This is a genomic window from Alishewanella sp. HL-SH06, assembly GCF_052656265.1.
Genome location: NZ_CP199752.1, coordinates 434,937 through 447,527, shown reverse-complemented (window position 1 = coordinate 447,527; position 12,591 = coordinate 434,937). Strand labels below are relative to the sequence as shown.

Sequence of the window (12,591 nt, the reverse complement as noted above, 5' to 3'; positions counted from 1 at the left end):
ATGGTATGATCACCAACGTTTGCTGAGGTTTCCGGATTTACCGTCAGCAACACGCATAGTTTAGAAACCTCATCACACACCCTGCTAAAAAATTCAAAGGAGTGTTACATGGAACAAATCAACGAGTTATTCCAACAAAACCATGAGGTTTTACTCGGATATTTCATACAGCTTGTTGCTGCTATCTTCATCTTTTATGTAGGCCGTATTATTGCTCGCGGTATTAAACGATTAATTGAAAAAGGCTTGTTATCACGCAGTATTGATAAGGCCGTTGTTTCCTTCTTAAGCAGCATTGTGTATGCCGTTTTAATTATTGCCACAACCTTGATGGCACTATCGCAAGTTGGCGTGCAAACGACTTCGTTTATCGCTATTTTAGGTGCTGCCGGTTTAGCGATTGGTTTAGCATTACAAGGTTCTCTGGCTAACTTTGCCTCTGGCGTGTTGATAATTCTTTTCCGCCCATTTAAATCGGGTGACTTTATTGATGCCGGTGGTATTTCCGGTACTGTAGATAAAATTGAAATCTTCCAAACCACCATGAAAACACCAGATAACAAACGCGTTATCGTACCTAATGCCAAAATCACCGGTAGTCATATCACGAACTTTTCTGCTGAGGCCACGCGCCGTGTCGACTTAGTGATCGGTATCAGCTATGACGCTGATTTATTAAAAGCGAAAAACCTACTACAAGACATCATCAAAAATGATGAGCGTGTTTTAGCTGAGCCTGCGCCCAACATCCGTGTGTCTGAATTAGCCGACTCTTCAGTTAACATTATTGTGCGCCCTTGGGTGAATAGTGCTGATTACTGGGGTGTGTATTGGGATACGCTTGAAAAAGTAAAATTGACCTTTGATGAACACGGTATTGGTATTCCCTTCCCGCAAATGGACGTTCATCTTAAACAAGAAACAAAGGAGTAAACATGAAATTATTCACTGTAGCCGCAACGTTAAGTGTCTTATTTGCGGGTGCCGCGCAAGCTCAAGCGCCAGAGGAAGAGCAAAAGGTGTGGCAAACCTCAGCAGAGCTTGGCGCCATTACCACTACAGGTAATACAGCAGGTACGTCTATTACCGGTAAAATTGATGCCAGACAAGAGCTGGAAGAATGGAGCAATCAGTATATTTTCAGCGCGTTCTTTAAAGAAGATGAAAAAGTTGATGCTGATGGTAACAGAGAGAAAGAACGGTCAGCGCAACGCTATCTGGTATCCGCGAAAGGGGCTTACAAAATCGGTGATGAACACGATAATTTGTTTGTGTTAGGTTCGTATACCGATGATAAATTTGGTGCTTACACTAAATACACCACCATCGCCGCCGGTTACGGTACCCGTTTAATGGATCTGGAAAACCAGACGCTGGATGTAGAAATCGGTCCGGGTTATTACAACGCCCGCCGATCTACTGACGAAACAGAAAATGGCTTGCTGGCCCGTGGTGCTGCGGAATTTAAATGGACCATCAGTGAATCTGCTTCTTTTTCACAAACACTCAGCGTTGAAATCAGTAACGAAAATACGCGGACTATCGCTGAAACCGCACTCAGTGCCAGAGTGAATGGTGCTATGCAGATGAAAGCCGCCTTTTTAGTACAAAATGACTCTGATGTCACTGCCGATAAAAAGAGTACCGACACGCAAACCTCTTTAACCTTGGTTTACGCGTTCTAAGTACACCTATTACACAGCGGCTTCGTGCCGCTGTGTGCTTTATTTACCTTAATTCGCAACAAAAACCGCTATTTGCCCCCCTGCTCGTTTCGAATACCAACAAGTTCAACTATGCTTAGCACTTATCTTAGTCATAACACAGACGCTGTTTATCGCTGAAAATATGGAATTAACATGAATCCAAGGGCATCCAAACTGAGCAAACTGCCTTACTACCCTATCTTGGGGGCAGCGATCTATTTGCTATTGGGCTTGCTTTGGATCGAGTTTAGCGATGTGTTTTTAGCGTCCATCGTTAGCGATCCGGTTTTACTCACCCGTTATCAAACTTATAAAGGGTTTGTCTATGTGCTGCTGACCGCCATCCTCGCCTGGGTATTGTTAAAGCAGCGACTGCAATTTGAAATGGCGCTGACCGAATCACAACGCCTGAGTCATATGGCGTTTGACTATGCTGCAACCGGTATTGCCTATGTCGACGTTAATGGGCAATTCATTAAGGTTAATAAAGAACTGTGCCGTATGCTGGAATACAGCGCTGACGAATTAAGAAGCATGACGTTTCAACACATCACGCACCCTGATGACTTATTACTTGACCAAGGTTTGCGAGAAAAGATTTTAGCCAATGACATCAAGCAATTTTCCATTGAAAAACGCTACATCACTAAAAATAACCACACTTTATGGGTACGTTTATCTGTCGCTTTATTACCGCCACAACCGCATCTATCGGCTTATTTTATCTCGGTCGTGCAGGATATTTCTGCGATAAAACACGCACAACATCAACTGCAAGAAAGCGAACAACGCTTTCGCACCTTACTCGACAGCATGCCCAATATCTCGGTACAGGGATATGACGAACATGGCGTAACGCTTTACTGGAATAAAGGCAGCGAGTTAGTGTATGGCTATAGCAAACAAGAAGCGCTTGGCCGTAACTTACTGGATTTAATTATTCCCCAGCCAATGCATAACGATGTAAAAGCCGCTATTCAAGCAATGACACATTCTGGCCACCCCCTGCCAGCAGAGGAGTTACAGCTACAACGCAAAGATGGCAGTCTGGTCAGCGTATACTCGTCACACGCGGTGATCTTCGACCCGGATAATAAACCGCGCATTTACTGCATAGATATCGATTTGACTGAACGCAAGCAACAAGAAGCGCAATTAGCTTTTTTAGCAGAGTACGATCCCCTTACGCACCTACCCAATCGCCAATTTTTTACGGGGCGTTTAGAACAAGCCATTAAGGTTGCCCGGCGCGAAAAGCTGCAATTAGCCGTATTGATAATCGACTTAGACAATTTTAAAACCATCAACGATTCGTATGGCCACAGTGTCGGCAATTTACTGTTAAAAAACGTCAGTGAAAAACTTAAAATTTTCTGTCGAGACACCGATAGCTTGGCGCGTCTAGGGGGCGACGAGTTTGCGATTCTGATCGAGCACTTACCTCACACAGAAGATGCCGCACGCTTTGCTTTAGAACTGCTGCAAGCCTTACAACAACCGGCAAATTTAACTGAACGAATTGACGTCACTATAACCGCGTCTATTGGCATTAGTTTGTACCCTGAGCATCACAATAACGCTGAATCATTATTGCAAGGTGCTGACGCGGCACTGTACAAAGCCAAAGCGGAAGGTCGCAGCACATACAGCTTTTTTAGTAGCCAACTGACTTCGACAGCTCGGCAACGCTTGCAGCTGGAAACTAAGTTGCGCCTGGCGATTAGTCAGCAACAATTACAATGTTACTTTCAGCCGCAAGTAGCTATTCAAAGCGGTCAAATCATCGGCGCAGAATTACTGATCCGCTGGCAAGATGCCGAGCAAGGCTTTATTTCACCAGAGCTTTTTATTCCCGTGGCGGAAAACTGCGGGTTAATTCATACCATTGGCCATTTTGTGTTAGAGCAAGCCTGCCTCTTAGGCAAACAATGGTTAGAGGAAGGCTTACCTCAAGTGAAGTTAGCGGTGAATGTCTCGGCGCATCAATTTAGTAAAGGTGACTTCGAGCAACAAGTGATCTCTACCCTGCTCGCTACTGGCTTCCCCGCCCATTTACTTGAGTTAGAAGTCACAGAAACCGCGTTAATGCACAACAAAGATGCCGCCATTCGCACGATGCAACAATTACGTGCTGCCGGTATTCGCCTTGCCATTGACGACTTTGGCACAGGCTATTCGTCCTTAGCCTATTTACAACGCTTGCCGCTGGATATTCTTAAAGTCGATCGCAGCTTTATTGATAATATCACCGACAATGACGATGACCGACAAATCAGTAAAGCGATCATTGAGTTAGCGCATACGCTACATTTTGATGTATTGGCTGAAGGCGTTGAAACAGCCGAGCAGTTGGCCTTGCTAAAAGAGATGGCCTGTGATTACTATCAAGGCTATTATTTTAGTCAAGCCGTACCCGCTGAGCAATTTCGGCAGCTGCTACTGAATCAGTCGCAGCACGCTTAAACACATGCTAGCAACTCGGCGACACGTTTAACTTGCAAAGGACGCCTGGTTGAAAATCCTGCACACCTCCGATTGGCATTTAGGCCAAAGTTTTTTTACTAAAACTCGTAAAGATGAGCACCACGCTTTTATCCAGTGGCTACTGGCCCTAATCAGTCGCGAACAGATTGACGCGGTGATTATCGCCGGTGATGTATTTGATACTGCCACTCCGGCCAGCTATGCGCGAGAGCTTTACAACGAGTTTGTTGTGCAACTGCAACAACGTCAATGTACGCTGGTGGTGTTAGGCGGGAATCATGACTCCGTTGCGGTACTTAATGAATCACGACAATTACTCGCCTGTTTAAATACCTATGTGGTAGCCAGTACCGAATTGCCTGTTGAACAACAAGTGATCCTACTTAACGATAAACAAGGTCAACCGGGCGCTTTGCTTTGTGCAGTGCCGTTTATTCGAGCTAAAGATGTGCTGCAAAGCCAAGCCGGCGACACCGGCCAACAAAAACGCCAAGCACTCGCCAATGCCATTGCCGAGCATTACCAACACCTCTTTCAACTCGCCGAACAACAACGGCAAGAGCAGCAACTAAACATTCCCATTGTAGCCACGGGCCATTTAACGGCGCTTGGCGTCAGTAAAAGCGAGAGCGTACGCGAGATTTATATCGGCACCTTAGAGGGTTTTGCCGCAGAGGGTTTCCCACCGGCCGATTACATTGCGCTGGGGCATATTCACAGGCCGCAGCGCGTGGCGAAAACCGAACATATTCGCTATAGCGGCTCGCCATTACCCTTGAGCTTTGACGAGCTGGGTACAACCAAACAAGTGGTGCTGGTGGAGTTTAACGGCCGCGAGCGCCAACAGATTCGCTGTATTGATGTACCGCTGTTTCAACCCATGCAGGTGATTAAGGGAGATCTTGACACTCTGGCCGTGCAACTGGCCGCCATTGCACAACAACAGCACATTAAGCCCGTTTGGCTCTGTTTGGAAATTGCCACCCAAGATTATTTGTCTGATTTACAGCAGCGCGTACAACAACTGTGCGAAGGCTTGCCTGTCGAGGTATTGTTGGTACGCCGACAACGCGCTGCGCCTAGCCAAGCGTTAATACAGCAGCAAAAAGAAACCTTGGCCGAGCTGACACCTGAGCAAGTATTCGCTAAACGCTTAGCAATTGAATCTATTGAAGATACTGAGCGACAACAGCAACTGCAGCAACGCTTTTTAGCGGTACTGTCCGCCGTGCAGCAGGAGCAGAGCCGATGAAAATTCTGACTTTACGGCTGAAAAACCTCAACTCATTAAAAGGTGAATGGAAGCTCGATTTTACCCAATCGCCTTTTGCCGAAAATGGGCTATTTGCGATCACCGGGCCAACCGGCGCCGGAAAAACAACCTTATTAGATGCGATTTGTTTAGCCCTTTACCATCAAACACCCCGTTTAGGCCCGATTAGCCAAACTTCCAATGAAATTATGACGCGCGGCAGTGCCGAATCGATTGCTGAAGTGGAGTTTGAAGTAAAAGGCATTGCTTATCGCGCCTTTTGGAGTATGCGCCGTGCTCGTGGCCAAGCCGACGGCAATTTACAGCCAGCCGATGTCGAGCTGGCTGAAGTGCAAAGCGGCAAAGTGTTAGCCAATCAGGTGCGACCTAAAAACGAAGAAATTGAACGCATCACAGGTTTAGATTTTGCGCGTTTCACCAAATCCATGCTGTTATCACAAGGCGATTTTGCCGCTTTTCTAAATGCCAATGAAAGTGAGCGCGCCGAGTTGTTAGAAGAGCTTACCGGCACAGAAATCTACGGTTTGATCTCGAAGCGTGTGCATGATGACTACACCCAAGCCAAACAAGATTTACGAGAATTACAGGCCAAATTAGCGGGATTTCAGCTGTTAAGCGCTGATGAGCTAACGGCTATTGAGCAAGAGCAGCACCAAGTCAGCACCCAGCAAGCCTTACTGAGCGAGCAACTGAGCGCTTGGCAGCAACATCAACAATGGTGGGAGCAACAGCAGCAGGCTACACAGCAGCAGCAACTCGAAGCCAACCGCGCCCAACAGGCGCAACAAGCACTGCACGATGCAGCAGCGGATCTGGCTAAGCTTAGCCAAAATGAACCGGCTGAGCGCTTACGCACCCCCTTTAGCTTATTACAAAAGAGTCGTGATGATTTACAGGCATTAATTAGTGAACTGGTTAAAACAGAGCAGCAGCAACAGCTTACCATCGCAGATTTAGCTAAGCAGCGCAGTCAGCTTGAACACGCCGAGCAGGCTTTAGAGCACACTAAACAGCAAAATCAGCAGCAAGAAACCTTGCTCAATGAGCAGGTGGTGCCGTTAGATCATCAAATCGACGGCCTAGCGCAACAACAAAGCGCCCAGCAACAGCGTTTAGATAGTCTGCAGCAAAAATTACAACAAATGCAAGCGGATGACCGCCAGCTGCAGCAAAAGCTGCAACTGCTGCAACAACAACTCACCACTACCGCACGTTACCTGACAGAGCATCAGACCGATGCCGAGATCAATCGTTATCTTAGCAGTTGGCAACAGGCGCTTGGCCAGCTTGAAAAAAGCCAAGTGCAGCTGAATCAATTAGCCACTGAGCAGCAGAAAATTGAGCGAGAAAGCACAGCACTGCAAAGCAGCTTACAAGCACAACAACACACCTTGCAGCAACATGATAAGGCCCTACAAGCCCAGCAACAGCAGCACTTGCAACGGCAAAACGAATGGCAACATCTGTTACAACAAGCTGATGAAGCCACCTTACAGCAACAACTGCAACAGCTTACGTTGCGCTGGCCGAGGTTGCATCAAGCAGAAAATTGCCAGCAACAGTATTGGCAGGCCACTCAAGAGCTGCAGCAGTTACAAGCAACGCAGCAACAATTACACACTCAACAGCAGCAGCTGACTACCGCGCGCGCCAAGCTTTTAGATGAATATCAACGGCATAAAGTACAAGTCGACGATTTGCAGCAACTGATTAGTCAAGAAGAACAGCTAGCGTACTATCGCCAACAGCTTGTTGCCGGCGAAGCTTGCCCACTGTGCGGTGCCAGCGAACACCCTGCCGCGGCGATCCCATTAGATCTGCCCGATACGCAAGCGCGGTTGCAACAGGCGCAGCAACAAGCAGAACATACTTTATTGGCGGGTCAACAAAGCCGCGAAGCCTTAGATAAATGCACGGCAGAGCTGGCTGCACAAGAACCTCGCCTCAGTAAATTGGCCGAACTCATTAGCGCAACGCAGCAGCAATGGCAGCAGCACTGCGTGGCACTGGACGTCACGTTAGAAATAAACGATTCGCAAGCCTTGCCACAGTTAAGCCAAAGCTTACAGCAACAATTAGCGCTGACCAATGCGCAATTAACGGCTTTACGCCAGGCTGAAAAAGCGGTCATTCAGGCACAACAAAGCCTGATCGAACAGCAGCAAGCGCAAGCCCAAAAAGCACACCAGCTCAATTTACTGCAACAACAACACCTTAATCTGCAACAGCGTCAAGGCCAATTAACACAACAGCAAACGGCGCAACAACACGACCAACAGCAGCAGAAACAGCAGCTACAAAATCAGCTTAGCGTTCAAGGCTATCAGGGCACGCTGCAGCAGCTACCTACTTGGCTAGAGCAAAAACAGCAAGATGCAAAGCGGTATCAACAGACACTACAACAACAGCAGCAAGGACAACAAAACTTAGCCAGCAGCACGGCGGCACAACAGGCTCTACAGCAGCAAATCAGTACACTGAGCACTGAACTACAACAAACTGAACACGTCGCAAAGCGCCAAACCACGCAGTTGCAAGCGCTAAAAGCGCAACGGCACAGCTTATTTGGCGAGCAAGTCGTCAGCCAAGCACGGCACACGCTGCAGCAACAACTGCAGCACGCTCAGCAGTTATGGCAACAACAGCAACAGCAATATCGCCAAGTGGAACAGCGCCATACCGAACTCAGCAGTGTGCTAAACAACTTACAGCAGCGCCAGCAACAGCTGCAACAACAGCTTAAAGAGCAAAGTACCGCTTGGCAAAATAGCCTGCAGCTTAGCCCTTTTGCTAATGAAGCCGCTTTTCTTGCCGCCTTATTACCCGAAGCAGAGCGCAGCCACTTACAAAGTAAAAAGCAGCAACTTGAAGAAACGTGGCAAAGCGCTAATACCTTATTGCAAAAAGCTAACGAGCAATTACAAGCACTGCTCGAACATGAGCAAGCCTCGGCGTGGCAAAAAGTCAGTGCGACCGAGGTGGCTGCAACTCGACAACAACTTAGCCAACAGCAAACCGAACTGTTGTCACGCTTAGGTCAGCTAAAAGAGCAGTTGAATCAGCAGCAACAATTACGAGAGCGGCAGCAAAGTTTATTAGTTGACATTAACACGCAGCAACAACGCTATGATGAAATCACCCAGCTGCATACGCTGATTGGTTCGGCCAGTGGCGATAAATTCCGCCGTTTTGCACAAGGCCTGACGCTGGATAATCTGGTGTATTTGGCGAATAATCAGCTGCGACAACTGCATGGTCGTTATTTACTGAAACGAAAAGAACAAGCCGGCTTGTCGTTAACCGTGCAAGATACCTGGCAAGGCGATAGCGAACGCGATACGAAAACGCTGTCGGGCGGTGAAAGCTTTTTAGTCAGCCTAGCCTTGGCCTTAGCGCTATCGGATCTGGTCAGCCATAAAACCAGCATCGACTCGTTATTTTTAGACGAAGGCTTTGGTACCTTAGATGCACAAACGCTGGATATCGCCTTAGATGCGCTGGATAACCTCAATGCTACCGGTAAAATGATTGGCGTGATAAGCCATATAGAAGCGATGAAAGAGCGTATTCCAACCCAACTACGGGTGAAGAAAAATACCGGCTTTGGTTTTAGCCAATTGGACGAGTGCTATCGGGTAACCAACTAACACTCGTCATGTCATGGCCGCGCTTTATGCTGCTGCGCGATCTAGGGCTTGTTGATGACGTTTGCTGGTTGTTTTTGCAGCTGAGTGGCTGGTATTTATACAAGGCAGAGCTTGTGCCGTGTAGTTATTCTACATAAACAAGCGACCCGTTTGTCTGGAACAAACGGGAACAGCTCTGCTGGCCGAAGGCGAAATATAGGATATATTTCGTAAAACGCAGTAGAAATGCCAGCCACTCGCTGCCCGAAGGGTTCCTCTGGCGATGCTTTGCTCTTTGTCTCTCGTCGTTTATTTAGAATAACTAAATTACACTCCTCGTTTCGCGATCAAAACATCGCCAAACGAACAAAATCTAAACAGCAAACGTCAACAAGCCCTAGTTATGTTGTCTTTTTAACGTTGAAACTTGCTAAGTTATTTCAGCGACACCTCTGCAGATGGCGTCACGCTTTCAGCACGCGGTGCACGGCGAAACTTGCTCAACAACAAGTACACCGCAGGCGTGGTGTACAAGGTCAATAATTGACTGACTAATAAGCCGCCCACGATGGTGATGCCCAGTGGTTGTCGCAACTCAGACCCCTCACCAACCCCTAATAATAACGGCACCGCACCTAATAAAGCGGCGAAATTGGTCATTAAGATTGGCCGTAACCGCTGCTGCGCCGCTAACGCAATCGCCTCGATTGGTGCCAAACCTTGATTGCGCTCGGCGGCCAATGCAAAGTCGACCAGCAAAATGGCGTTTTTCATTACAATACCGATCAGCAAAAACAGCCCTAACAGGGCAATTAAACTAAAATCGCTATTAGTTAAATACAGCGCTAGCAGGGCACCTAAGCCAGCACAAGGCAAGGTAGACAAAATCGTGATCGGTTGTAGCAAACTCTCATACAAAATGCCTAACAACAGATACACCGCCACAACCACCGCAATCACCAACCAGGTTTGATCGCTACTTTTAAAAATAGCATTGCGCTGGTTTTCACCACTGACCACCACAATAGCCCCGGGCAACATCACTTCTGCCATAGCTTGCTCAATCGCTATAGAAGCTTGCTCCATAGTGGTGCCTTCTTCTAGACCATAACCAATATTTACCGAAGCGAATTGTCCTTCATGCTGCACTCGGTCATTAACTAAACCATACTGATAGCTGGCGATAGCCGCTAAAGGTACACGGCGACCATCATTGGTAATTACCTGTAACTGCTGCAACACTTCGGGCTGAGCGGTATAACCGGGTAACAGCTCCATCACGATGCGGTACTGGTTTTGTTGATCATACAAGGTCGCGACTTGTCGTTGCGAAAAGGAGTTATTCAGCACCGTGGCCACCGTGCGCATATCCACGCCGAGCCGCTGCGCCGCTTCGCGATCAATGGTTAACTCAATTTGCTGTGCATCTTCACCGCCGGGGGTATCAACATCGACTAACCCAGGGACTTCTTGCAGTTTTTCGCCGACAACCTTGCCCCATTTTCGCAGCAAATCTAAATCATCTGATAACAACTGCACTTCATAGTCACTGCGACTAAAGGGTGAGGATAAACGAATATCTTGATCGACATTCATAAACAGAATGCCGCCAGGCACTTTTGGCGCATTGGCTCGAAGCCGATCCACCACAGCACGAGCCGACACTTGGCGCTCTGCAAGCGGCTTTAACCGCACGCGCATTTGCGAATTACTGACACCGCGATCCCCCCCGCCGAGCCGATTAAGTCAGCCACGGCAGGATCTTGCAAGACATACTGGCGAAAAGCTTCGATTTTTGGCTGCATCATTTGATACGACGCGCCATCATCGCCGCGAACAAACCCATTCAACTGGCCAGTATCTTGCTCTGGTAATAAACCCGATGGCACCTTGTCATATAACCAAGCGCTGGCGGCAAATAACAACACTAATAACAGCAATAACCAGCGATAATGCCGTAAGCACACATCAATACTGTGCCGATATCCTTGCTGCAAACGCCAAAAGAAACCTGATGTGGCCTGTTGCTTAGTGGGTTTACGCAACAATAATGCTGACATACTGGGCGTTAAAGTCAGCGAAATAAGCAATGAAATCACCATCGCCGCCACTAACGTAATAGAGAACTCTCGGAATAACCGCTCAACTAAGCCCCCCATAAACAAAATAGACAGGAAAATCACAATCAGTGCCAAATTCATCGCTAACAAGGTAAAGCCCACTTCAGCTACGCCTTGCCGTGCTGCTTGTAGCGGCGTTAAACCGCGTTCAAGATGGCGACGAATATTCTCGACGACCACAATGGCATCATCGACCACTAAACCGGCAGCGACGATTAGCGCCATCACCGATAAGTTATTCAATGAAAACCCAAACAAATACATCGCGGTAAAAGCGCCAATTAATGACACCGGGATCGCCACACTGGGAATTAACGCGCTGCGAAAATTGCCTAAAAAAGCCCAAACAACCAACACCACCAAAATAACGGCCAGTGTTAAACTCCATTGCGCTTCTAAAAGCGTGGCACGGATCACCGGGCTGCGATCCATCACCACCGCTAAATCGGCACCGGCTGGCGTTAAGGCTTGCAGTAAAGGCAGTTCGTTGTAAATAGCATCAACGGTTTCGACTATATTGGCACCGTTGCGCCGACTGACCATTAAAATCACCGCGTCTTTATCGTTATGAAAGCCCGAACTGTAGCGGTTTTCCGTCGAGTCACTAACAATGGCTACGTCAGATAAACGGATCGGCGCGCCATCGGTATATTTAACAATTAAATCTTGATAATCCGCCGCACGGCGCAAGGTTTCACTGGTGGCCAATTGCCAGCGATGGCTATCCGTTTCTAATACACCTAAGGGTACTGAGGCATTAACCGTATTAATGGCGCTGCGCACTTCATCTAACGCCACTCCATAATGCGCCAGCATACCGGGGTTCAGTTGCACCCGCACCGCCGGTAGCGACGAGCCCGTGACCTCGACTTCACCCACCCCTGTAATTTGCGCCAACTTTTGCGCCAACACCGTTGAAGCATTGTCATACAGCGTGCTGCCCGCCAAATGACTAGAGCTCAAAGCTAACGCCATAATCGGCGCTTGCGATGGGTTAAACTTGCGATAAACCGGATTGCCAGGCATCCCAGCGGGTAACTGGCCACGCGAGGCGTTAATGGCCGCCTGTACTTCACGGGCCGCGGCATCCACATTACGATCTAACTCAAATTCTAAACGAATTTGCGTAGCGCCCTGACTACTTGACGAACTGATGCGGCGAATACCTGAAATGCTGCCTAATGCGCGCTCTAACGGCGTCGCAACCGTAGCCGCCATGCTGTCGGGGCTGGCACCAGGTAAGTTGGCCGTGACCACGATCATCGGAAAATCGATAGCCGGTAGTGGAGACACTGGCAGCAAGCGCCAGCTCAACAAGCCCATTAACAAAATCGCCGTCGCGATTAACGCACTGGCCACCGGCCGCTGAATAAAAGGCTGCG

At 48.1% G+C, this 12,591-nt stretch carries 5 protein-coding genes and 1 pseudogene; 5 read left to right on the top strand and 1 reads right to left on the bottom strand.

The annotated features are described in order from the left end of the window. The first annotated feature begins 108 nt into the window (after positions 1-108). From ACUJFK_RS01985 to ACUJFK_RS01965, 5 genes are all read left to right on the top strand, one after another. Positions 109-933 carry a mechanosensitive ion channel domain-containing protein gene (locus tag ACUJFK_RS01985; RefSeq protein ID WP_226750559.1) on the top strand — a complete coding sequence of 275 codons (825 nt, stop codon included), beginning with the start codon at positions 109-111 and terminating at the stop codon, positions 931-933. A gap of 2 nt (positions 934-935) precedes the next feature. Then, a complete protein-coding gene (locus ACUJFK_RS01980; RefSeq protein ID WP_445425915.1) occupies positions 936-1,685 on the top strand; it encodes a DUF481 domain-containing protein in 750 nt (249 codons plus the stop codon). 174 nt (positions 1,686-1,859) lie between these two features. Continuing rightward, a complete protein-coding gene (locus tag ACUJFK_RS01975) occupies positions 1,860-4,169 on the top strand; it encodes a sensor domain-containing protein (protein WP_445425914.1) in 2,310 nt (769 codons plus the stop codon). A gap of 49 nt (positions 4,170-4,218) precedes the next feature. Beyond that, positions 4,219-5,442 carry an exonuclease subunit SbcD gene (sbcD, locus tag ACUJFK_RS01970; RefSeq protein ID WP_445425913.1) on the top strand — a complete coding sequence of 408 codons (1,224 nt, stop codon included), beginning with the start codon at positions 4,219-4,221 and terminating at the stop codon, positions 5,440-5,442. Continuing rightward, positions 5,439-9,110: an SbcC/MukB-like Walker B domain-containing protein gene (locus ACUJFK_RS01965; RefSeq protein ID WP_445425912.1), complete on the top strand. Its 3,672-nt coding sequence runs from the start codon at positions 5,439-5,441 to the stop codon at positions 9,108-9,110. Before sbcD ends, ACUJFK_RS01965 begins: the two co-directional genes overlap by 4 nt. A 414-nt stretch (positions 9,111-9,524) precedes the next feature. Here the strand turns inward: ACUJFK_RS01965 and ACUJFK_RS01960 are convergent. Continuing rightward, positions 9,525-12,532, bottom strand: a pseudogene (locus ACUJFK_RS01960) (efflux RND transporter permease subunit). Positions 12,533-12,591: the final 59 nt, after the last annotated feature.

Bases quoted from the DNA above. Each gene is read 5' to 3' on its own strand.
- ACUJFK_RS01985 (WP_226750559.1), top strand. From the start codon at position 109: ATGGAACAAATCAACGAGTTATTCCAACAAAACCATGAGGTTTTACTC.
- ACUJFK_RS01980 (WP_445425915.1), top strand. From the start codon at position 936: ATGAAATTATTCACTGTAGCCGCAACGTTAAGTGTCTTATTTGCGGGT.
- ACUJFK_RS01975 (WP_445425914.1), top strand. From the start codon at position 1,860: ATGAATCCAAGGGCATCCAAACTGAGCAAACTGCCTTACTACCCTATC.
- ACUJFK_RS01965 (WP_445425912.1), top strand. From the start codon at position 5,439: ATGAAAATTCTGACTTTACGGCTGAAAAACCTCAACTCATTAAAAGGT.